The following is a 22,593-nucleotide window of genomic DNA, read 5'->3' as shown; positions in this document are numbered from 1 at the left end:
GTCAGGCGGCTTCGGCGGCCGGCGGTGGCTCCGCGGTCTGGTCCGCGGGCAGGTCGGTGCCCGGCGGGGGTAGGACGTCGATGGCTTCAGGCAGGCGGATGCGGTGCCCGCGGGCATCGGTGAAGACCCACCCGGTCTCCACCAGCACCCCGGCCCCGGTGCCGGTCATAGGCTTGCCGGTCCAGTGCATGGTGATGCCACGCGCGTCGACGAGCTGATGATGGAACCAGCACAGCAGGGCGCTGTTGGCCACCGACGTCTGGCCGCCGTCGGCCCAGTGCCGTACCGCGTGGTGGACCTCGCACCGTGACGGCGGCTGATCACACCCCGGATACACACAATGCTCATCCCGCGCGATCACCGCACGACGCATCTGCCCCGACACCGTCCGCTGTGCACGCCCGACATCCAGCACGGCACCATCCGGCCCGAACACGATCCGGGTGACCGCACTGTCACACGCCAGCCTGCGCAGCAACGCCCGTGGTGCCCGGCCACCGGTCTCGGTGAAAACCGGACCGCCCGCTGACAGCAACCGGGACACCGCCGCCGTGCCTGCCACACCCCAGCCTGCTACATCCGAGCCCGCCGTCGTCGTACCGCCAGCGCCTGCCGCGCCGGTCGTGCCCGCGGCACCTGCCGCGCCCGCCGTGCCTGCCGTGCCTGCCTGGTTCGTGCGTGTGGGCGTGGACTGTCCGCAGGTCAGGCACAGGCCGTCCCGGGTCCGCGTGACCTGGGTGACCAGCTCGGTCCAGGACACCGTCACGTTCAGGTGCGCCGCGATCGCCGCCCCGGGGGAAGCCTGGTTGGTGTCCAGCACCACGCGGGCCACGTCCGCCAACCCCTGCGCACGACGCTGCCCAGCCGTACGGGTGTCTTCGGCAGCGGGCGCACCCATGACCGCGGTGATCGCGGTAGTCAAAAGCAGGCCGTGCTCATCGGTCAAGAAGCCCGCCACGTGATACCCGCCGAAGGTCTTGGCCAGGTCCAGGAACTCGCCCTGCGCGGCCTTGTCGTCCTCGGCGTCGTCGGTGTCCGGGTCGGTCACCGATGCGAACCGGCGCGCCACGATACGGAACTGGTCCGCGTTCAGCACGGTCGCCTCACGCAGGACCATGCCCTCCCCGGTCACCAACGTCCCCACCGCCACCGCCTCCTCCAGCACCGCGGTGAACAGTTCACGGGTGCGGTCACCGTCCGGGTCCTCGACCGGGTCGGGGAAGTCCACCGCGACCGTCTGCACGAACTGCTCCGGTGTGGTCGTCTCTCCGGTGCGGGTGTCGATCAGCCAGGCCAACGCGTCCGTACGCGTCTCGCTGGTGGGCGCGACCTCCGTCATCACCCGGGCATGATCCACACCCAGGTCTCCGGCGACCATGCGCTCCCGGGTCACCGGGAGTGCGGTGGCCAGGCGGCGTGCCATCGTCATGTCCTTGCTCGCGGTCGACGCCGACACTCCCTCACGCACCCGCAGCCACGACGTGAACGTGCGGGCCATGCCGCCCGAACGCCACGAGCCCTCGGCTTCGATCCGCGGTAGAAGGGTGTACCGCACCCCGTCCAGACGACCCGTCACCCGACGGATTCGCGTGTGCGCCTCGGCCAGACGCGCGACGCTCGGCACGTTCCACCCGTCCAGCACCTCGGGACCGGTCAGGTCCGCCAGATCGTCCATCGCGTTCTCGATCCGGGCCAGCGCCTCCTCGATCGACTCCGCCGGCGGCATGCCACTGGCCGTGCCGTTCGTCGACTGCTCCACCAGTCACCACCCCCACCCGTTGTCCGCTGATCCCTTGTTATTCGCTGACCCCATTCTCTCGAACATTCGTATGACCTGCTAGTGCTATCTGGAATCTGTGGATAACTCTTCGAGGCACGATTGACCTTGTGCGATAGCTGTGACCGTCCTCGGCAGTGCCACAGGGATCACCAACCCGAGCTGAGCTTCTCCAAGCACCTGAGAGGTCGCGCGGACGCGTCCCAGGACCCCTTGTGCTCGTCGGTGGCATCGGGATAACGTCTTCCTGGGATAACGATATCCCGATCACGACGAGGTGACGACGGCGCGGCCCCAGGTCGCGCTCGGCCCGCAGAGCTGCGGCCGTGAAAGGGAACACCATGAGGCAACGCACGTCCAGGCTGCGCTCGAGGGCCGCGGCACTGATCAGCACGGCGGCCGTCCTGGCCGCGGGGGTGGTCCCGGCACCCGGGGCGGTGGCCGACGTCGGCCCGTCGGCCGGGCAGGCCGTCGAGATCCACGAGACGTTGAGCGACGCGGGGTTCGCGCACCCCGGCGTCGGGCTGACGGCGGACAACCTCGAGAACATGCGGACCCAGGTGCTCGCCGGCGTCGAGCCGTGGGCGAGCTACTACGACGCCATGAAGCAGACGCGCTTCGCTGCCGTCGACTTCAAGGCGTCGATCCAGGGGCCGGCCGACGACCAGCCGACGGCCGTCGCCTACAACACCGCGAGCATGCGTAGCCGCCAGCACGCCGACAGCATCGGCGCGATGACGCAGGCGCTGCTGTATGTCGTCACCGGCGACGAGGTCTACCGGGCCAACGCGTTGCACGTGATCCGCACCTGGAGCAGCCTGGACCCGGCCAAGTACCAGTACTTCCCCGACGCCCACATCCACACGGGCGTCCCGCTGTACCAGACGCTGGTCGCCGCCGAGATAATCCGCTCCACGGAGCCGGTGAACGACGAGCTCGACGGCTACGACCTCCGCTGGACCGAGCGCGACCAGCAGCGGATCGAGGACAACCTCGTCCGCCCGGTGCTCGACACGTTCCTGTTCTCCCAGAACCGCCTGTGGAACCAGCACCTGTACGGCGTGATCGGCATGGTGGCCGCCGCGATCTTCCTCGACGACGCCGAGCTGTACGCCGAGCGCGTCGAGTGGTTCACCGTCAACGCGGGCTACGAGAGCGAGCACACGATCAACGGCGGGGACGTCAACGGATCGCTGGCCGCGCTCTTCCGCACCATCGACGAGGACGACCCGCTCAACCCGTACGGCAAGGACTTCGTCCAGCACGTGGAGATGGGCCGCGACCAGGCGCACGCCGAGGGCGACGTCGACCTCCTGGCGGCCCTGGCCCGGATCGTGCACAACCAGGGCACCCAGATCGACCCCGCGGACGGGACGGTCTCGACCGCGCCGGACGCCGTCACCCCGTACGAGTTCCTGGACAACCGCATCCTCGAAGGAGGCGACGTCTTCGCCGCCTACATGATGGGCGAGGAGCCGCCCTACATCGACACCTCCGGCGGATCGGGGAAGCTCTCCGAGGCCTACCGGGGACGCCTGCGCGAGCCGCTGAACGAGCTGTACTACCAGTACAAGTACGTCGCCGGCGTGGACGTCGAGAAGGAAGCGCCGTTCGTCGCCGAGATGTATGAGCATGGCGACGGGCCCCTGTACCGCTACGGCACGGGAGTCTCGAACTTCTGGAACGAGGCCGGCTCGGACTTCACCGGAGCCGAGTACTGGGTGGCGTTCCCACCCGCGCTCGCCGACCAGGACGTGACCGTCCCGCCGTTGGGTGATGGGCCAGAGCTCCCTCTGGAGCAGTTCGGCCACACCCTCGGCAAGGGCGCCAAGCAGCTGACCGACGACGCCGGCGAGAGCTTCGTGCGGCTGGACGCCACGAAGGACGACGCCGAGGTGGCCGTGCGTCGCGTCGTGTACCGCGACCGCAGCAGCACGGCGCTGGTCGGGGTGCGGGTCCGCACCCAGGCCACCGCGACCCTGGAGGTCTCCCGGACCTCGTACGACGAGCCGTTCACCACGGTCCAGCTCCCCGACACCGACGGACGGTGGCGCTACGTCTGGTTCGACGTCGCCTTGGCGAAGGTGCCGAACGCCGGCGCCAACCTCGTGGTGCTCCGCGCGACCGGGGGTCAGACCCAGGTGGACGTCGCGGGCCTGCTCGCCGACGCGAACGGGACCCTCGCCCCACCAGTGTTCGCCGACGGCGCGTCGCTGGACGCCGTTGCCGTGGCCGGCGAGCCCTACACCAGGGACCTCGGGGTGACCGACACCGACGGCGACTTCTCGCTGGCGCTCCAGGACGCGCCACGCGGCGCGGCGGTCTCGGCGGACGGCACGTTCGCGTGGACGCCGGACGGCAGGCGGGGCGTGGAAGACCTCGTCGTCGTCGCTTCCGACGACGAGGCCGACACGGCGCTGCCCGTCTCCCTCACCGTCGCGCCGGACCGGGCGGGCGCGGTGGCCGCGCTCCTGGACGGGCTGGCGGAACCGGCGGCATACACGACCGCGAGCTGGACGCCGGTCGCCGAGGCGCAGGTCGCCGCGCTGGACGCCGTGGACGGCGCCGGCCCGGCAGCGTTCGGGGTCCTGCTGGAGGGTCTGCGGCTGGCCGTCGCGGACCTGGAGCTGCTCGACCCGCGCCTGCCGGACGACACGCTCGACTTCTCCCGCATCGTCTCCTCGGCCCAGATCACGCCGAGTACCCTCCTGGCCCTGACGGACGGGGACAGCCAGTCCACCTGGGGCGACCTGCGGGTGCCGAGCGTCGTGCTCGACTTCGGACCGGGCTACCGCGTCCGGGCCGACGGCTTCGGGTTCCTGGCTCGGGACACGTTCCCCAACCGGGCCGAGGGCACGAACGTCTACGGGTCGTCCGACGGCCAGGCCTGGACGCTGCTGACCGAGCATCCCAACGCGGGCGACGACACCGACATCGAGCAGGTCGCGGTGCGCGAGGAGGAGCGCGACAGTGCCTTCCGGTACCTCAAGCTCCAGATCGATGAGCCCGGCGTGCCGACGGATCCGGCGTACCCGGCTGTCATCTGGACTCTCGCGGACTTCCGGATCGACGGTGAGCGGATCGAAGCCGGCCTGGACATGCTGCTCACCGAGGCGGAGGCCGCTGACCTGTCGGGCTACTCCCGTGGGTCGGTGGTGCTGTTCACGCGGGAGGTCGAGGCAGTCCGTGCGGCCGTGGAGCCGGGAGCGGACGAGACGGCCCTCGCTCAGCGCGTTCTCGGCGCCTGGGACCTGCTCGAACCGCCGACGCCCGAGCTCGCCTCCGTCGAGCAGGCGTGGGTGACAGCGAGCACGCCGTCGTGGGACGGCAGCCGGGACGCGGCAGGCAACGGCTGGGCGATGTTCGACGGCGACCCGGCCACCTTCACCGACACGAAGCTGGCCAGCGGCTGGGTCCAGGTCGTTCCCGACGACGGCACGGCCTTCCACGTCGAGTCGGTGCGGTACGTGCCCCGGTCCACCCATGTGAGCCGCGCCGAGGGGATCCAGTTCCAGGGATCCGCCGACGGCGGCCAGACCTGGCAGACCTTCGCCACGGTCAAGGGCGCGGCGGCGGGCTGGAACCAGATCGACCTGCCCGAGCCCGTCGACACGGGCGCGATCCGCGTGCTGGCCACCTCGGGCAACACGAACGTGGCCGAGGTGGCGCTCGTCACCAGCACCGTGGACCGCTCGGGGCTCGACCTGTACCTGGCGGAGACCGCGGACCTGGTCGCCGCGGACTGGACCCCGGAGTCGTGGCAGCGCCTCGCCGCCGCCCGCGATGCGGGCCTGGCGCTCCGTGCGGACGACGCGGACCCCGGTCAGGAGGAGGTGGACGCCGCTACCGACGAGCTCGCAGCGGCCGTGGCCGCACTGGAGGAGTCCTGATCTGACGTCACCGGGGCTCCGACGCCAGCGAGACCAGCCGCTCCGCCTTGAGCTCCGTCTCGTGCCACTCCGCCGTCGGGTCGGAGCCCCAGGTGATGCCGGCGCCCGTGCCGAACCGGAGCACCCCGTCGGCCCACCAGAACGTGCGGATGCCGACGGCGAGGGAGGCCTCGCCGTCGGCCACCCACCCCACGGCGCCGCAGTACGGGCCGCGCGGCACGGGCTCCAGCTCGCGGATGATCCGCAGCGCGCTCGACTTCGGCGCGCCCGAGACCGAACCCGGCGGGAAGGTGCCGGCCAGCAGCCGCCGCCACAGCTCACCCGAGCGCGCGACGTCGTCGGACAGGACGCCGCGCACGCGCGAGACCAGGTGGACCAGCCCCGGGTGCACCTCGACCTCCAGCAGCGAGGTGACCTCGACCGTGCCCGGGCGGCAGACGGTCTGCAGGTCGTTGCGCACGAGGTCGGTGATCATCACGTTCTCCGCCCGGTCCTTGTCCGTGAGCCCGTCGGGATCGCGCGCGGTGCCCTTGATCGGGCCCGACTCCACGACCCGTCCGATCCCGCCCGGCTCGTCCCGCAGGGACAGGTACAGCTCGGGGGACGCGCTCACGACCCACACGGGGTCCAACCCGGAAGCAGCGGGGACGTGGACGGCGGCGGCGTGCGGCGCCGGGTTGCCCGCGGCGAGCCGGGCCGCGAGCGCCCAGGCGTCGGGTTCTGCGCCGGCCGGGCCGGCGTGCGGCGCCGACAGCACCCGGCAGATGTTGGCCTGGTAGACGTCGCCCTCGCGGACATAGGCGCGCACCCGGTCGACGGCTGCCTCGTAGGTGGTCTGGTCCATGGAGGAGGTCCATGCGTCGGGTGCCGGTCCGTTCCAGGTGGTGGCGGGCGGGGCCTCGGCGTCGTGCACCTGGGCGAACCGCCAGGCGCGTGCGCGGCCCTGCGAGCCGGTCCCGGAGCGGTTCCCCGCCGCGGCTTCGAAGTCGGCGACGACGAACCACGTGCCCGTCGTGAGCCGTTCGGGCTCGGCCAGGACATCGACGCACTCGACCGCGTCCGTGGCGATGCGTCCCGCGAAGCTCGCCCAGCCGGTGTCGCCTGTCACGTCGGAAAGAGATGTGGGGACTCCGGGGCGGGACGGAACCGGTGGGATAGTGCGGTTTGCGGGCGGATGAGCCGGACTGGGGGACACGGGACAACGGTACGGGCGGCGTGCGCGATTGGACGGTTCGCCCCCCGTTCGATTAATGTTCAGAACGCGCCGGAACGCCGGGGGAAACCCCAGGATGCCCGGCTTCGCGGATGTAGCTCAGTGGTAGAGCATCACCTTGCCAAGGTGAGGGTCGCGGGTTCAAGTCCCGTCATCCGCTCGGAACGCCGCTCTCGTGATTCTTCGGCTGAAGAGAGCACCCCAAGGTCGTAGGTTGGCCGAGTTGGTGGGTTGGCCGAGTGGCGAGGCAGCGGCCTGCAAAGCCGTATACACGGGTTCGAATCCCGTACCCACCTCGCAGTGCAGCATGGGCGATTGGCGCAGCGGTAGCGCGCTTCCCTGACACGGAAGAGGTCACTGGTTCGATCCCAGTATCGCCCACCAGCGCGTAAGGCCCGGACCTGACGGTCCGGGCCTTCGCCGTGTTCCGGCGCGGCGGCGCTCAGCTACTGGCGCCGGGCGGTCCTTCCAGCACCCGGGGCACGTACTCGAGCAGCTGGATCCGACCGTCGAACGTGCGGCTCTCGACCAGGTCGAGGGCGACGTCGGGATACCCGTCGAAGATGCGCTCCTTCCCGGTGGCGCCTGTGATCACCGGGAACACGCCCACCCGGAAGCGGTCCACCAGGCCAGCTGCGAGCAGTGACCGGCACAGGCTGAGGCTGCCGATCGTGCGCAGGGGCCGCGAGGAGCTCTGCTTCAGGTCCCGGACGGCTTCGACGGCGTCCTCGCGGACCAGCTCGGTGTTGGCCCACGAGAGTGGTGCCTTCAGGGTCGAGGAGAACACCACCTTGGGCAGTGCGTTCATGGCGGCCATGCCAGGATCGTCGGGCATCTTGGCGGCGAACCCGGACATCAGCCGGTACGTCGTCGCACCCATGAGGGCGGTGTGCTCGTACTCGGGTCCGGAGGTGACCCACTCCAGGTACTCGGGCCCCTCCATGCCCCAGAAGCCGGGCCAGCCTTCCGCGGACGCGTAACCGTCGAGCGAGATGATGAAGTCCACCATGAGGTTCGGCATCGGTCTCTCCCTTGTCTTCCGTCGGGGTGCGCTACCTGTGGTGACCGACGGCGAGACGGAAAGTCATCGTGTCGCTCCCACGTCGCTCAAGCGAGCCGTGCGGGTTAAATTTGGCGGGAGCATTACAACAAGGATCTTGGTGATTTGGCGTAGTTGATCGTGGAACGTGGCACTCTGCCCGGTTCTCGCGAGGTGTGCCTACTGCGCCGTGTAGTGCTCGATGCTCATCACCAGGATGACGCGGTCGGCGCTGTCCGCCGGCGCCTGCTGGTCGGGGTTGCCGTACCGCTTGCCCAGATGCACGTAGAACTCGCCGGTCGGGTCGGGGATCACCTCGATCAGCTTGCCCCGGACCTCGACATAACTGAATACGTTCTTATCGTCGAGGATCGCGAGGCTCATCGACGGGTTGTGCTGCAGGTTGCGGTACTTGGCGCGGTACGTGGTGTGTGTGAAGCGCAGCGTCTCGCCGTCGAAATCGAACCACATGGGGTTGACCTGGACCGTGTCGTCCGGACGGATGGTGCCGAGGAACGCGTAGTTCGGCGCTTCCAGGAGCGGGATCAGGTGGGCGGGGATGATGTCGGTTGCACTCATGCCGCTGAACATAGCCCCTCGTGGACGGCCGAACTCGCCTACCTGAAGGGGTTGCCATGAGGTTCATTCCCACGACGCCAGGCTCCGTCGCCACGAGACCGGCCCGTCTCATCACTCTCGTCGCGCTGGTCGCGCTCGTGACGTCGGCCATGACCGGGCCGGCAGCCTCGCGAGAGCCCGACGGCCGCACAAGCTCGCCGGAGCCCGACGAGCCGACGGCCGCCGAGCTGGCCGAGGTGCACGCCGCCGTCGGCGAGGCGGAGGTCGACGGGCTCGCCTGGTACACGGACGCGGCCACCGGCGAGGTGGTCGTGACGGCCGACTCCACCGTCTCCGCGGCCGAGCGGAACGCGGTCCGCAAGGAGGCCGGGGCCGGAGCGGACGACCTGACCATCAAGCGGGTCGACGGTGTCTTCAAGCCGATGCTGGCGATGTACTCCGGCAACCCCGTCTACGGCCGGAGCACACGCTGCTCCCTGGGCTTCAACGTCCGCAGCGGCGCCAAGCACTACTTCATCACCGCGGGACACTGCGGCAACAAGGTGTCCATGTGGTACGCCAACTCGTCCAAGACCAAGCGGATCGGCCCCACCGTCGGCTCCTGGTACCCGAACAACGACTACGCGCTCGTCAAGTACGACCCCACGGGGCTGAAGCGGCCCGGCGGATACATCCTGGGGCATGCCTGGGTGGGCCGGGGAGTGACCCGTGAGGGCTCCACGACCGGTCGGCACTCCGGCACGATCACCGCGGTCAACGTCACCGTCAGGTACGGGGGCGGCATCGTGGTGCGGGGCATGATCCAGGCCGACATCTGCGCCGAGCCGGGCGACTCGGGCGGCCCTCTGTACAGGGGCCGCAGGGCCATCGGCATCACGTCCGGTGGCGCCGGCGACTGCCCCTCCGGCGGCATCACGTTCTACCAACCCGTCGCCGAGGTGGTCAAGGCATACGGCGTCAAGCTCTACTGACGACCAGCTGCGCCTGACCTGCGCGGGCAGTGGCCCGAGGGTGTCGGGCCGTGCCGGGTGAAACGGCTCTGAGGAAGCCAATTTCGTTTCCGGTCGGTTACATTCGGTTTGGGGTCTTGTGGGGTGAATTGGGGAGGGGCAATACTCGCGCCCAGCGAGACGGTGAGCGACGTGACCCGTCCTTGCCGAGCTGGGTCTGCCGCCAGCGGGCCCCTCACCCCAGGAGGATGCAATGAGGTTCATTCGCACCACACTCCGCCCCCGCTCCGCGAAGCGGGCCCGTCTGATCGCACTCGCAGCAGGCCTCGGGCTTGCGGTATCCACCATGGCGGGGCCTGCGGCCACCGCCGCGCCCGACAAGCCGACCTCCGCCGAGCTCGCCACGGTGCACGCCGCCGTCGGCAAGGCGGACGTCGACGGCGTCGCCTGGTACACCGACACCGCGACCGGCAAGGTGGTGGTGACCGCCGACTCGACCGTCTCCGCGGCCGAGCTGAAGGCGGTCCGCAAGGCGGCCGGCGCCGACGCCGACGACCTGACCATCAAGCGCGCCTCCGGCGTCTTCAAGCCGTTGCTGGGGTCGGGCGACGCCATCTACGGCTCGGGGTACCGCTGCTCGCTGGGCTTCAACGTCCAGAGCGGCGGCCAGTACTACTTCATCACCGCCGGGCACTGCGGCGACGTGGCTCCCACCTGGTACGCCAACTCGGCGCAGAGCACCCTGATCGGCCCCACCGTGGCCTCCAGCTTCCCCGGCGACGACTACGCACTGGTCCGGTACGACAACACCTCGCTGACCCACCCCGGCGGCTACACCGCAGGAAACGCCTACGTGGGCGAGCGTGTCACCCGTGACGGCTCCACCACCGGCGTGCACTCCGGGACCGTCACCGCGCTCAACGTCAGCGTCAACTACCAGGGCAGCGGCCGCGTGCGCGGGATGATCCAGACCAACGTCTGCGCCGAGCCGGGCGACTCCGGCGGCGCCCTCTACGACGGCACCATCGCCCTCGGCATCACCTCCGGCGGCAGCGGCAACTGCACCACCGGCGGCACCACGTTCTTCCAGCCCGTCACCGAGGCGCTGAGCGCGTACGGCGTGTCGATCTACTGACGACCGACCGCGCCTGACCTGCGCGGGCGGTGTCGCCGGACAGTTCCGGGGCACCGCCCGCGTTCTGCTCCGGGCCCTCGGGCATGGCGCAGGTGGCACGGCATTTTCGATTGGACCGGCACGCCGTTTGTGAACTACTCTTCCGGAGCGTCACCACGGGGGTCCGAAAGGGTCCAGGATGGTGGCAACGCGGATGTAGCTCAGTGGTAGAGCATCACCTTGCCAAGGTGAGGGTCGCGGGTTCAAGTCCCGTCATCCGCTCGATACCCGCTTTTGGGTGGGGAGCACGGTGGGTTGGCCGAGAGGCGAGGCAGCGGCCTGCAAAGCCGTACACACGGGTTCGAATCCCGTACCCACCTCGGGCGATTGGCGCAGCGGTAGCGCGCTTCCCTGACACGGAAGAGGTCACTGGTTCGATCCCAGTATCGCCCACCAGCAAGGCAAGGCCCTCTGACCAGCGGAAACGCAGGTCAGAGGGCCTTTTGCATGTCTGGCGCTGGTGACGCACGTGGCCAGGAGGAGCCCGGTCGAGAAGGAGGGGTTCCTGATTGTCTGGAGCAGGGCGGTAGGTTCTCGCTGTGTATCCCTGGACGTACTGGCGCAGGTTCGGCATCTACGTCAAAGGACTCGCGCCAGAGGCGAGTCATCCGGCGTACGTAGCCATCGTTCCGGAGTCGTTCTACTCCGGGACGGACGAGTTCGCGCCCTTCGGCAACGACAGCGGCCACGACATCCTCGGGTCGCTCGAAGACTGGTACGTCGCCGGCGGACGGGACGACGACGTACCACGCTTCCTTGCTGAGACGTTCGTCGCTTACGAATTCGACGTGCCGACAGACTTGTGGAGTGCGGACTCCGACGACGCTCGTGCCTGGGCCAAGGCGGTGCCCGACGAGGTCGACCACATAGTGGACGCGGCGGCGCAGACGGCGATCGGTGTCGCGATCGGGCAGCTCAAGATCCGCGGTCACATCACACCGGCGGTGCGTCGCATCGGGTGGCAGGCCATCACGCTGCAGCGCTTCATACTCGAACGAGCATCTCGGATGCATCCCGCCTGGGCGCACACGGACGATGCAGCCGCCGGCATCAAGGCCGTCGTGCGTGTGCTGTCGCGCGCGCCGTCGGTGAGATGACGAACTCTCGGGGTCTTCGCGTCACAGCCGACCGTCACAGCCGACCGTCACATCCGACCGTCCGACCAACTCGCCCGACCAGGTCACCCGACCAGGTCACCCGACCAGCCGGGTCCGCAGTGCCCGCACGTGCCCCGGGGTGAGCCCGCCCTGGGCCAGGTACGCCTCGACCGAACCGTGCCGCGTGCGCAGGTGCTCCAGCGCCCCGAGGATGACCTCCCGGGTGGGCGGGACGAGGCGGCCGACGGGCCGGTCGTAGTCGGGCTCGTCCGCCAGCTGGGCGTACCGGGGAGCGAGCCGCTCGTTGGTGATCTCGTAGTCGTCGGCGAGCGCGTCGGCGTCGGCCCCGACGAGGGTGAGCGCGAGCGCCACCACGAGACCCGTGCGGTCCTTCCCGGCGGCGCAGTGCACCAGCACAGGCCCTTCGGGCGCGTCGGCGACCGCCGCGACCGCGCGCGCGAACAGCTCCGGACGCCGGTCCAGCAGCCCCGCGTACAGGTGGACCCACGGCCCTTCCTCGGGGTCGTCGGGCTCCTGGACCGGGAGGTGGAGGTGGGCGGGGAGGCCGCCGAGCCTGCTCGGCCACCGATCGATCTCGTCCGGGCGGCGCAGGTCGATGATCCGCGACAGGCCGTAGTCGGTTGCGGCTACGACGCCGTCGTCGGTCAGGTAGCTGGGGCAGTCGGAGCGGACCAGGACGCGCTCGCGGATTGTGCCGCCGCCCGTGAGCGGGAGTCCGCCCAGGTCACGCACGTTGAGACAGCCCGGCCAGTCGAGGTGGAGCGGTATGTATTCCGTCACGTCCGGAGGCTAGCGCTCCGGCTCGTCGTTGCGTATCGGTTTCTTGCCCTTGCGCATCTCGACGGCTATCTGCTCGGCGTCGAGCAGGTCCAGGACGTTGCCGAGCTGGGCTGAGTCGTAGGTGCCCGCGGAGCGGGCGGCGAGCAGCTCGGTGCGCTGGGCGGCGATGGTCGCCAGCCGCAGCTCCCGGTACTGGATGAAGCGCTCCCTGGTGAGCACCGCGTCCTCGTCCTGCGACTCGTGCTCCCGGAACGTGTCCTTGCGCACCCGGGCGACGACCCCGGCGTCGTACGGCGTGCCGTCGGGGCGGCGGGGCTCGGCGAGGAAGGCGCGGGCCGCCTGCTCGGTCTCCCGGCGCAGCGCGGGCAGGTCGCCGGTCGTGTCCTGCCCGACGAGCCCGAGCCGCCGCGCCACCCACGGCAGGGTGCTGCCCTGGACCAGGAGCGTGCCGAACGCGACGCCGAAGGCGACGAGGACCAGGAACGACCGGTCGGGCGTCTCCGCGGGCAGGGTCTGCGCGGCGGCGAGCGTCACGACGCCGCGCATGCCCGCCCACACCAGCAGGGTGCCCTCCCGCCATCCGAGCGGCTTGGCGAGGACGTAGTCGATGTCGGCCCTCCGGCGTCGCAGCGTGCCCTGGATGCGTTCCAGGCGGGCCGCGGGCGAGCGCCGGCCCGTGCCCTCGGTGGACTCGATGCCCGTGGGCGGTGCCGCGGCGGCCCGCTCGTCGAGGCGGTCCTGGATGCCGGTGAGGGTCTCCCGCACCGCCTCGCCGCGGCGCGCCCGGCGGCCCTGGATGCCGATCAGCGGGGTCACGAACGCCGCCCGCACCAGGAGCACCGCCGCGCTCGCGATCGCCGCAACGACGGCGGCGTGCCAGACCGAGCCGCTGCCGCGCTCCGCGTCCTCGACGAGGTCGAACAGCTGGATCCCCATCGCGAGGAAGACCGCGCCCTCGAGCAGGAGCTCGACGGTCTGCCAGTTGGACCGTTCGGCGATGCGGTCCTGCGGCCGCAGGTGCCGCGCCGACCCGTTGCCGGTCACGAGGCCCGCCGCGACGACGGCGACCAGTCCCGACGCGCCCAGCTCCTCAGCGGGCAGGTACGCGACGAACGGGACGACGAACGACATGGCGGTGCTGAGGGCGGCGTGCCGCAGGCGCTTGCGCACCCGCAGGCCCACCCAGCCGACGGGCACGCCGATCGCGACGGCCACCGCCGCCGCGTACGCGAAGTCGCCCACGACTTCCCACAGGCTGACCGTGGCTGCCGTCGCAGCGATCGCCGACCGCAGCAGCACCAGGGCGGAGGCGTCGTTGAGCAGGGACTCGCCCTCGAGCATCGTGACGCTGCGCGGGGAGGCACCGAGCCGCTTCACGATGGAGGTCGCCACGGCGTCGGTCGGGCTGACTATCGCGCCCAGGGCGATCGCCGTGGCCAGGTCGATCCCGGGGACCAGCAGCCGGAAGAGCAGCCCGACCAGCACCGAGCTGATCACCACCAGCGTCACGGAGAGGCCGCCGATGGCCGTGAAGTCGCGCCGGAAGTCCATCGACGGCAGGCCGACCGCCGCGGAGTACAGCAGGGGCGGCAGGACGCCGCCGAGGATCAGCTCGGGGGGCACCTCCACGGCGGGGACCCACGGCAGCAGGCTCACCCCGGCGCCGAGCACCACGAGGACCAGGGGCGAGGCGACCCCGGCCCGGGGCGCGAGCGCGGTCACGGCGATGACGAGGATCGCCGCGACGACGGCGATGGTCAGGTACTCCACGTACTCCACGGCCTGACGTTACGAGACGGCGGCCGCCGGCGCCGACCTCGCCGCCGTCGGCAACCGGCGCGACCGGCGGGCACGGGACCGGAACTGAATCGGTACGATCGAGGGGCACCGTCTCAGTGGACGGGGCCCCTCGATCCGTTTCTTCCCGTTTCCCCCCAAGGAGCACTCCTGTGTCCGACGTCGCATCGCCGCCCAGCCCCATCAACCTCGCCGGTGGCGAGACCCTGGCGCAGGCCTCCACCGAGGCGACGACGACCACGGCCACGACTACGGGCGTCGAGCTGTACGGCGAGCGCCGCGACGTGGTCGTCGTCCGCGTGGACGGCGAGCTGTGGGACCTCGACCGCGAGATCCCGGCAGGCCACAAGGTCGAGCCCGTGACCATCGGCGAGCCCGACGGCCTGGCCGTGCTGCGGCACAGCGCCGCGCACGTGCTGGCGCAGGCGGTGCAGCAGGTCAACCCGGACGCGAAGCTGGGCATCGGCCCGCCCGTGACCGACGGCTTCTACTACGACTTCGACGTCGAGACGCCGTTCACGCCCGAGGACCTGAAGGCCCTCGACAAGATCATGGGCCGCATCATCAAGGAGGGCCAGACGTTCCGCCGTCGGGTCGTCACCGAGGACGAGGCGCGCGCCGAGCTGGGGGGCGAGCCCTACAAGCTGGAGCTGATCGGCCTCAAGGGCTCCTCCGCGGAGGCGGGCGAGGGGGCCGACGTCGAGGTCGGCGCCGGCGAGCTGACCATCTACGACAACGTGCGTGGCGCCGGGCGCGAGACCGAGGCCGTGGTCTGGAAGGACCTGTGCCGCGGGCCGCACCTGCCGTCCACCAGGCTGATCGGCAACGGCGTTCAGCTCATGCGCTCGGCCGCGGCGTACTGGCGCGGCAGCGAGAAGAACCCGATGCTGCAGCGCATCTACGGCACGGCGTGGCCCAGCAAGGACGAGCTCAAGGTGCACCTCGAGCGCCTGGCCGAGGCCGAGCGCCGCGACCACCGGCGCATCGGCTCGGAGATGGACCTGTTCAGCTTCCATGACGAGGTCGGCTCCGGGCTGCCGCTGTTCCACCCCAAGGGCGGTGTGATCAAGCGCGTCATGGAGGACTACGTCCGCCAGCGGCACATCGAGGAGGGCTTCTCCTACGTCGGCACGCCGCACATCACCAAGGACGGGCTGTTCCACACCTCGGGCCACCTGCCCTACTACGCGGACACCATGTTCCCGGAGATGGACCTCGAGGGGTCCAAGTACCGGCTCAAGGCCATGAACTGCCCGATGCACAACCTGATCTTCGCCTCGCGCGGCCGCTCCTACCGTGAGCTCCCGCTGCGCCTGTTCGAGTTCGGGTCGGTGTACCGGTACGAGAAGTCCGGCGTCGTGCAGGGCCTGACCCGCGTGCGCGGCCTGACCCAGGACGACTCGCACTCCTACGTGACCCCCGAGCAGGCGCCGGCGGAGGTGAAGCACTTGCTGGACTTCATGCTCAGCGTGCTGCGCGACTTCGGCCTCGACGACTTCTACCTGGAGCTGTCCACCCGTGACGACTCCAAGCCGGAGAAGTTCGTCGGCTCCGACGAGGACTGGGCCACCGCCACGAAGATCCTCGAGGACGTCGCGCGCGAGACCGGCCTGGACTTCGTGCCCGACCCAGGCGGCGCGGCGTTCTACGGCCCGAAGATCTCCGTGCAGGCCAAGGACGCCATCGGCCGGACCTGGCAGATGGGCACCGTGCAGTACGACTTCAACCAGCCCAAGGGCTTCGGGCTGGAGTACACCGCCGCCGACGGCTCGCGGCAGCAGCCCGTGATGATCCACTCGGCCAAGTTCGGCTCCATCGAGCGGTTCATGGGCGTGCTCATCGAGCACTACGCCGGCCAGTTCCCGGCGTGGCTGGCGCCCGTCCAGGTGCTCGCCGTACCCGTCGCCGACGCGTTCGACGACTACCTCAAGGACGTCGTCGCTCAGCTGCGGTCCCAGGGCATCCGCGCCGAGATCGACCTGTCGGACGACCGGTTCGGCAAGAAGATCCGCAACGCCGCCAAGGACAAGGTCCCGTTCGTCCTGATAGCGGGCGGGGAGGACGCCGAGGCGGGCGCCGTCTCATTCCGCTTCCGCGACGGCACGCAGGAGAACGGGGTGCCGGTCGCCGACGCGATCGAGCGCATCGTGGCCGCCGTCCGCGACCGCGTGCAGGTCTGACGGGCCTTCGATGGTCATCCGATGAGCGGCGATCCCATCTCCGAGTCACCGGCTGGGTTCGGCCCGCCGCACGACAGCCTGCAGCGACTCTGGACGCCGCACCGCATGGTCTACATCGGTGGGCAGGACAGGCCCAGCGACTCGACCATCGAGACGTGCCCGTTCTGCCGCATCCCGGCGGGCGACGACGAGCTGGGCCTCGTCGTCGCCCGCGGGCAGCTGTGCTACGTGGTGCTGAACCTGTACCCGTACAACTCGGGGCACCTGATGGTGCTCCCGTACCGGCACGTGTCGGACTACACGGACCTGGAAGCGGCCGAGACCGTCGAGCTGGCGCAGATGACTCAGCAGGCCATGCGCGTGTCGCGCGCGGTGTACGCGCCCGCAGGCTTCAACCTTGGTATCAACCAGGGCGAGGTGGCGGGCGCGGGCATCGCGGCACACCTGCACCAGCACGTGGTGCCACGCTGGCTGGGCGACGCCAACTTCCTGCCCGTGGTGGGCCAGACCAAGGCGCTGCCCGAGCTTTTGGGGGACACCCGCCGCCGGCTCGCGGAGGCATGGACGTCCGCGGGGGGCGGCGGCGGAGAGGAGAACTGATGTTGCGGGGCCTGCGTTCGTTCATAATCACGCTGTTCACGCCCCTGGCCAGGCTGCTGCTCGCGCTGCGGGTCTCGCCGGACGCCGTGACCATCGCCGGCACAGTGGTGGTCACCGTGGTGGCCCTGACGCTGCTGCCCACCGGGCACACGCTCGTGGGTGGTCTCCTCCTCGGCTTCTTCGTCCTCTTCGACTCGCTCGACGGCTTGATGGCGCGCATGGCCGGGCGTTCGGGCCCGTGGGGCGCGTTCCTCGACTCGACGCTGGATCGCGTGTCGGACGGCGCGGTGTTCGCCGGGATCACGCTCTGGTTCGTGCTGCACCCCGACGAGCACCACGGCCTGTGGGGCATCTCGGCCGCGCTCGCGTGCCTGGTGCTGGGCAGCGTGGTCCCGTACGCGCGGGCCCGGGCAGAGAGTGTGGGTGCTACCGCGCAGGTCGGCATAGCCGAGCGCGCCGACCGGCTCCTGCTGGCGCTCGTCCCGATCACGTTCATGCAGGTCGGCCTGCCGGTCGTGGTGCTGGAGGTGATGCTCACGCTGCTGGCGCTCGCGAGCCTCGTGACCGTGTTCCAGCGCATCGCCACCGTGCGGGCGCAGCTCACGCGGCGCATGGTCCCTCCGCGCGACGACCCGCCGGCCGGCCAGGGGGCCTGATGAACGTCGCGGCGGTGTTCACGTTCGCGTGGCGGAACGCCACGAAGGTCCCCGAGCCGGTGCTCCGGGGCCTGTTCACGGTCGTGGCGGACGTGACCTGGCTGCGCCGCACCAAGAGCGTGCGCCGCATGGAGGCCAACTACGCGCGGGTCCGGCCGGACCTGGACGCCGCGGCGGTCCGCCGGCTGTCCCGGGCCGGCATGCGCAGCTACATGCGCTACTTCCGGGAGGCGTTCACCCTCCAGGGCGTCACGCCGGAACGGCTACTGGCGCGCGTGCGCGTGGAGGGCTACGACGAGCACGTGCGGCCGGTGGTCGACGGCGGCGGCGCCGCCGCGCTCGCGCTGGGCCACCTCGGCAACTGGGACCTGGCCGGCGCGTACGGCTCCCAGTACCTCGCGAGCGTGCTCACCGTCGCCGAACGGCTCAAGCCCGACGAGCTGTTCGAGGAGTTCGTGCGGTTCCGCAGCTCGCTCGGCATCGACGTCCTGGCCCTGGGCAACGGCGACGTGCTCGGCGCCCTGGTCCGGGGGGCCAAGGAGGGTCGCAAGCTCATCCCGCTGCTCAGCGACCGCGATCTCGCCTCGACCGGCATCGAGGTCGACCTCGCCGGACACCGCGCCCGGGTGGCGGCCGGGCCGGCGCTGCTCGGCCTGGAGGCCGGCGTCCCCGTGCACGCAGTGGGGATCAACTACGAGCGGCTCCGGGGCGCCCGCCGTCGGGCGGCCGGGACGCCGTGGGGAATCGTCATCCGGTTCTACCCGCCCCTGCCCGTGCCCGACGCCGGGCTGCCGCGCGACGAGCGGGCGCGCCTCCTCACGCAGGGCTGGGTGGACCAGGTCGCGCAGACCATCGTCGAGCACACCCAGGACTGGCACATGCTGCAGCGCGTGTTCGTCGCCGACCTCGGCCCCGCCCGCCAGCGTTCGGCCGGCGGTCAGGAGACCGGATGATCACCATCCGGCGGCGCGGCCACCGCACGCTGCGCGTCGGGATCGTCTGCCCCTACTCGTTCGACGCTCCCGGAGGCGTCCAGTTCCACGTGCGCGACCTCGCGCAGGCGCTGCAGGCCGCCGGGCACCACGTGTCCGTCCTGGCCCCGTCCAGCGACGACACCGAGCTGCCCGACGTCGTCACCGCCGCAGGCCGGGCAGTACCCGTGCCGTACAACGGGTCGGTGGCGCGGCTCACCTTCGGCCCCCTGGCCGCCACCCGGGTACGCCGCTGGCTGGAGGGCGGCATCGACGGCCGCCCCTACGACATCGTCCACCTGCACGAGCCGATGGTGCCGTCACTGTCGATGCTGGCGCTGTGGCAGACCACGGAGCCGGTGGTCGCCACGTTCCACACCTCCCAGGTGCGCTCGCGGGCGCTGCAGGTCGCCTACCCGCTGGTGCGGCAGTCCCTGGAGAAGATCGCCGCCCGCATCGCCGTGTCCGAGGACGCGCGCCGCACCCTGGTGGACCATCTCGGCGGCGACGCGGTAGTGATCCCGAACGGCGTCTACACCGAGGTGTTCGCGAGCAGCCCGCGGCGGCACGAGTGGACCGGGACGCCCTCCGCTCCGACCGTCGCGTTCCTCGGCCGGCTCGACGAGCCGCGCAAGGGCCTGCACGTCCTCGTCCAGGCGATCCCGGCGATCCTCGACCGGATGCCCGGCGTGCGGTTCCTGGTCGCCGGCCGCGGGGAGGACGTCGTCGGCGAGACCCGGGAGCTGCTGGGGGCGCGGGCCTCCTCCGTCGAGTTCCTGGGCGGGGTGTCCGACGCCGACAAGGCGGCGCTGCTGGCGTCCGCCGACCTGTATGTCGCGCCGCAGACCGGCGGCGAGAGCTTCGGCATAGTGCTCGTGGAGGCCATGAGCGCCGGGTCCGTCGTGGTGGCCAGCGACCTGGGCGCGTTCCAGCGCGTCCTGGACGACGGCGCCGCCGGCGCCCTGTTCCGCAACGGCGACCCCGCTGACCTCGCCGCCACCGTGCTGGACCTGCTCGCCGACCCCGCGCGGCGGGACGCCTACCGCGCCCGTGCCGCCGAATGGGTCCAGCGGTTCGACTGGTCCGGCGTGACCGAGCAGGTGCTCGCCGTCTACGAGATGACGCTCGCGGCCGACCACGCGATCGGCGGCGACGTCGTGGGGCGCTTCATGGGCCTGTTCCCCCGCCGGGTCGGAGGCGACGCATGACCTGGTCCGAGATCGCGCTCGTCGCGCTGGCAGTGCTCGCGGTCGGCCTCGTGTTCGCGTGGCAGGGTGCGTCCCGCCTGGACCGGGTGCACCGCAAGGTCGCCGCGTCCCGGATCGCGCTCGACTCGCAGCTCGTGCGGCGGGCCTCGGCGGCCATGGAGCTGGCGGCGTCGGGCGCGCTGGATCCCGCGAGCGCGGTGCTGGTGGCCGACGCCGTGTACACGGCATCGGACATCGGGCCGGTCACCTCGCCCGCCGCCGCACTGAAGATGGACGGGCTCGGCGCTGAACGCGAGCGGGCCGAGTCTGGGCTCACGGCGACGCTGCGGGAGGCGCTGGGCGCTCCCGAGGCTGTGCGTGGCCTGCGGGCGGGGCCGTCGGGCGAGGTGGTGGAAGGACTCGCGGCCGCCTGGTACCGGGTGACGCTGGCCCGCCGCTTCCACAACGAGGCCGTGGCGCAGGCTCGGCGGGTACGCCGGCTCTGGTACGTCCGGCTGTTCCACCTGGCCGGCCGCGCCCCGATGCCGCGCACGGTCGAGCTGGACGACGCCCTGCCGCACGGCCTGGAGCCCAGCGGCGGGTGACTGCCCTGCCGGGCCGGGGCCGGGCAGGGCGGGCAGGGCGGGGCGATAGGATCGAGTCAGGGCGCCGACCGCGCCCGGAACGACCCCGTCGATCCCACCGGCGAGAACTATGCGAGGTAACCGTGACTGAATCCGTGACCGGCGAGAACACCGTGGGTACGGTCGGCACAGCGCGCGTGAAGCGCGGCATGGCCGAGATGCTCAAGGGCGGCGTCATCATGGACGTCGTCACGCCCGACCAGGCGAAGATCGCCGAGGACGCGGGCGCGGTGGCCGTCATGGCGCTGGAGCGGGTGCCCGCGGACATCCGCGCGCAGGGCGGCGTGTCGCGCATGAGCGACCCCGACATGATCGACGGCATCATCGAGGCCGTCTCGATCCCCGTGATGGCGAAGGCGCGCATCGGGCACTTCGTCGAGGCCCAGGTGCTGCAGGCGCTCGGCGTCGACTACATCGACGAGTCCGAGGTGCTGACCCCCGCGGACTACACGAACCACATCGAGAAGTGGAACTTCACCGTGCCGTTCGTGTGCGGTGCGACGAACCTGGGCGAGGCCCTGCGCCGCATCACCGAGGGCGCCGCGATGATCCGCTCGAAGGGCGAGGCCGGTACCGGCGACGTGTCGAACGCGACCACGCACATGCGCCAGATCCGCCAGCAGATCCGCCGTCTGACGTCGCTGCCCGAGGACGAGCTGTTCGTCGCGGCCAAGGAGCTGCAGGCGCCGTACGAGCTGGTCAAGGAGATCGCGACCACCGGCAAGCTGCCGGTCGTGCTGTTCACCGCCGGCGGCATCGCCACCCCGGCGGACGCGGCGATGATGATGCAGCTCGGCGCCGAGGGCGTCTTCGTCGGCTCGGGCATCTTCAAGTCGGGCAACCCCGCCCAGCGTGCGAAGGCGATCGTGCAGGCCACGACCTTCTTCGACGACGCCGACGTGATCGCCAAGGTCTCGCGCGGTCTCGGCGAGGCGATGGTCGGCATCAACGTCGAGGAGGAGCCGGCGCCGGTGCGGCTGGCTGAGCGCGGTTGGTGAGCTAGGTCGTCGGAAGGCCCCGCAGACGTCGTGTCCGCGGGGCCTTTCCGTCTTGCCCGCCAGGGCATGAAAGGACCTGCGAGGCGATTTCCCTTCGCCGGCATTGTCCGGATCAGGTTATGGGGGTCGCCAGCCGGCCTTTCGACCTTCTGGCCTCTCAGCCTCTCGGCTCCCTCGCCTGTCTCGCAGGCCAATACTTACGCTACCCCCGCCCGGGCTGGTTGGGTAGGGCCTTCTGGTCCCTAGTTTCGAGCCTCAGCCAGGAGCGTGCGCGAAGGTGTTCGTGGGTTGAGCGCTGCCGACTGCACCAACGAGTAGGCTCCTTGCCTATGGACATGCTGACGGGGAAACAGATCGCCGCGGCCAACCTGACCGACTGGCGCAAGCTGGCCCAGGGGCTCCATGCCCGCTACATAGTCGACGATTTCGGCAGCGGTGCACGGTTTGTCGCCACGGTGGGCGAGGCGGGCGACGAGCTCGGACACCACCCGCGCGTGTCGATGGGCATTGGATACGTCGACCTCAAACTGGTCAGTGACGACGCCATCTACCGCGACGACGCGGGCACCGAACACGTCGTCGAATGGGTGACCCAGCAAGACCTCGACCTCGCGCGACGGATCACCGAGATCGCCGCCGACCACAGGGTCGGTGCCGACCCTGCCTCGGTCAGCCACATCGAGCTCGGCCTCGACACGTCGCGCTCCGCGATCATCGCCCCGGTGTGGGCCGCCCTGCTGACCGGGAGTGCCGAGGCTCAGGGCCGCGGGACCCCTAGCGACGAGATCCGGGACGCCACCGGACGGGTACCAAACCTATGGTTCGGGCCTGCCGACGAGCACGAGACCCCGCCTCAGCGGTTCCACATCGAGGTCTATGTGGCGCCCGAGGTGGCCGAGCAACGGATCGGCGCTGCCCTCGCCGCCGGCGGGACCGTCGTCGATGACAGCAACGCGCCCTCGCTCACCGTGATCGCCGACCAGGACGGCAACAAGGGAATCGTCTGCGTCGACGTGTCCGCCACCCTAGGTAGTTGATCT

18 protein-coding genes and 6 tRNA genes are annotated in these 22,593 nt (G+C 70.7%); 18 read left to right on the top strand and 6 right to left on the bottom strand.

The annotated features are described in order from the left end of the window. Position 1: 1 nt before the first annotated feature. Positions 2 to 1,759, bottom strand: coding sequence for an HNH endonuclease signature motif containing protein (locus IE250_RS01190; protein WP_189667442.1), 1,758 nt, complete (start codon positions 1,757 to 1,759; stop codon positions 2 to 4). Positions 1,760 to 2,118: 359 nt separating this feature from the next. Between IE250_RS01190 and IE250_RS01185 the strand changes: the two genes are divergently transcribed. Beyond that, a complete protein-coding gene (locus tag IE250_RS01185) occupies positions 2,119 to 5,667 on the top strand; it encodes a discoidin domain-containing protein (protein WP_189667441.1) in 3,549 nt (1,182 codons plus the stop codon). A gap of 7 nt (positions 5,668 to 5,674) precedes the next feature. Here IE250_RS01185 and IE250_RS01180 read toward each other — a convergent pair whose 3' ends face one another. After that, positions 5,675 to 6,775 (bottom strand): chorismate-binding protein, encoded by a 1,101-nt coding sequence (locus IE250_RS01180; protein ID WP_189667440.1) that lies wholly within the window; start codon positions 6,773 to 6,775, stop codon positions 5,675 to 5,677. A 193-nt stretch (positions 6,776 to 6,968) separates the two neighbouring features. Between IE250_RS01180 and IE250_RS01175 the strand changes: the two genes are divergently transcribed. The 3 genes from IE250_RS01175 (at position 6,969) to IE250_RS01165 (ending at position 7,264) form a co-directional block, all read left to right on the top strand. After that, positions 6,969 to 7,040 (top strand) — tRNA-Gly (locus IE250_RS01175). Between the two features lie 65 nt (positions 7,041 to 7,105). Next, positions 7,106 to 7,176: transfer RNA gene (locus tag IE250_RS01170), tRNA-Cys, on the top strand. Positions 7,177 to 7,189: 13 nt separating this feature from the next. After that, a tRNA-Val gene (locus IE250_RS01165) sits at positions 7,190 to 7,264 on the top strand. A gap of 58 nt (positions 7,265 to 7,322) precedes the next feature. Here IE250_RS01165 and IE250_RS01160 read toward each other — a convergent pair. Then, positions 7,323 to 7,901 (bottom strand): dihydrofolate reductase family protein, encoded by a 579-nt coding sequence (locus IE250_RS01160; RefSeq protein ID WP_189667439.1) that lies wholly within the window; start codon positions 7,899 to 7,901, stop codon positions 7,323 to 7,325. A gap of 198 nt (positions 7,902 to 8,099) precedes the next feature. After that, the gene (locus IE250_RS01155; RefSeq protein ID WP_229872036.1) at positions 8,100 to 8,498 is read right to left on the bottom strand and encodes a PPOX class F420-dependent oxidoreductase; all 399 of its coding nucleotides are present in this window, start codon (positions 8,496 to 8,498) and stop codon (positions 8,100 to 8,102) included. Between the two features lie 56 nt (positions 8,499 to 8,554). Here IE250_RS01155 and IE250_RS01150 point away from each other — a divergent pair, with 56 nt between their 5' ends. From IE250_RS01150 to IE250_RS01125, 6 genes are all read left to right on the top strand, one after another. Further along, positions 8,555 to 9,469, top strand: a complete 915-nt coding sequence (locus IE250_RS01150; protein WP_189667437.1) for a S1 family peptidase — start codon at positions 8,555 to 8,557, stop codon at positions 9,467 to 9,469. A 232-nt stretch (positions 9,470 to 9,701) separates the two neighbouring features. Continuing rightward, positions 9,702 to 10,583 carry a S1 family peptidase gene (locus IE250_RS01145; RefSeq protein ID WP_189667436.1) on the top strand — a complete coding sequence of 294 codons (882 nt, stop codon included), beginning with the start codon at positions 9,702 to 9,704 and terminating at the stop codon, positions 10,581 to 10,583. A 189-nt stretch (positions 10,584 to 10,772) separates the two neighbouring features. Next, positions 10,773 to 10,844: transfer RNA gene (locus tag IE250_RS01140), tRNA-Gly, on the top strand. A gap of 27 nt (positions 10,845 to 10,871) precedes the next feature. Beyond that, positions 10,872 to 10,942: transfer RNA gene (locus IE250_RS01135), tRNA-Cys, on the top strand. 1 nt (position 10,943) lies between these two features. After that, positions 10,944 to 11,018: transfer RNA gene (locus tag IE250_RS01130), tRNA-Val, on the top strand. A 143-nt stretch (positions 11,019 to 11,161) separates the two neighbouring features. Then, entirely contained in the window at positions 11,162 to 11,719 is a 558-nt protein-coding gene (locus IE250_RS01125) for a hypothetical protein (RefSeq protein WP_189667435.1), read from the top strand. Positions 11,720 to 11,815: 96 nt separating this feature from the next. Here IE250_RS01125 and IE250_RS01120 read toward each other — a convergent pair whose 3' ends face one another. Further along, a complete protein-coding gene (locus IE250_RS01120; RefSeq protein WP_189667434.1) occupies positions 11,816 to 12,520 on the bottom strand; it encodes a tyrosine-protein phosphatase in 705 nt (234 codons plus the stop codon). A gap of 9 nt (positions 12,521 to 12,529) precedes the next feature. Further along, positions 12,530 to 14,299 carry a cation:proton antiporter gene (locus IE250_RS01115; protein WP_308434099.1) on the bottom strand — a complete coding sequence of 590 codons (1,770 nt, stop codon included), beginning with the start codon at positions 14,297 to 14,299 and terminating at the stop codon, positions 12,530 to 12,532. A gap of 170 nt (positions 14,300 to 14,469) precedes the next feature. Between IE250_RS01115 and thrS the strand changes: the two genes are divergently transcribed. The 8 genes from thrS (at position 14,470) to IE250_RS01075 (ending at position 22,590) form a co-directional block, all read left to right on the top strand. Beyond that, on the top strand, positions 14,470 to 16,497 hold the full coding sequence (gene thrS / locus IE250_RS01110) for a threonine--tRNA ligase (protein ID WP_373301550.1): 2,028 nt from the start codon (positions 14,470 to 14,472) through the stop codon (positions 16,495 to 16,497). 21 nt (positions 16,498 to 16,518) lie between these two features. Further along, on the top strand, positions 16,519 to 17,097 hold the full coding sequence (locus IE250_RS01105; RefSeq protein WP_189667433.1) for an HIT family protein: 579 nt from the start codon (positions 16,519 to 16,521) through the stop codon (positions 17,095 to 17,097). Further along, the gene (gene pgsA, locus IE250_RS01100; protein ID WP_189667432.1) at positions 17,097 to 17,753 is read left to right on the top strand and encodes a phosphatidylinositol phosphate synthase; all 657 of its coding nucleotides are present in this window, start codon (positions 17,097 to 17,099) and stop codon (positions 17,751 to 17,753) included. Before IE250_RS01105 ends, pgsA begins: the two co-directional genes overlap by 1 nt. Beyond that, a complete protein-coding gene (locus IE250_RS01095) occupies positions 17,753 to 18,706 on the top strand; it encodes a phosphatidylinositol mannoside acyltransferase (protein ID WP_189667431.1) in 954 nt (317 codons plus the stop codon). The genes pgsA and IE250_RS01095 overlap by 1 nt, the downstream gene beginning before the upstream one ends. 29 nt (positions 18,707 to 18,735) lie before the next feature. After that, positions 18,736 to 19,932, top strand: a complete 1,197-nt coding sequence (locus IE250_RS01090) for a glycosyltransferase family 4 protein (RefSeq protein ID WP_189668266.1) — start codon at positions 18,736 to 18,738, stop codon at positions 19,930 to 19,932. After that, positions 19,929 to 20,516 carry a hypothetical protein gene (locus IE250_RS01085; protein ID WP_189667430.1) on the top strand — a complete coding sequence of 196 codons (588 nt, stop codon included), beginning with the start codon at positions 19,929 to 19,931 and terminating at the stop codon, positions 20,514 to 20,516. The genes IE250_RS01090 and IE250_RS01085 overlap by 4 nt, the downstream gene beginning before the upstream one ends. A 122-nt stretch (positions 20,517 to 20,638) precedes the next feature. Then, positions 20,639 to 21,553, top strand: a complete 915-nt coding sequence (gene pdxS / locus IE250_RS01080) for a pyridoxal 5'-phosphate synthase lyase subunit PdxS (protein WP_189667429.1) — start codon at positions 20,639 to 20,641, stop codon at positions 21,551 to 21,553. A gap of 329 nt (positions 21,554 to 21,882) precedes the next feature. Next, positions 21,883 to 22,590, top strand: a complete 708-nt coding sequence (locus IE250_RS01075; protein WP_189667428.1) for a 4a-hydroxytetrahydrobiopterin dehydratase — start codon at positions 21,883 to 21,885, stop codon at positions 22,588 to 22,590. Positions 22,591 to 22,593: the final 3 nt, after the last annotated feature.

Source organism: Promicromonospora soli, assembly GCF_014653785.1.
Classification (GTDB): domain Bacteria; phylum Actinomycetota; class Actinomycetes; order Actinomycetales; family Cellulomonadaceae; genus Promicromonospora; species Promicromonospora soli.
This window is presented reverse-complemented; position numbering and strand designations above follow the sequence as displayed.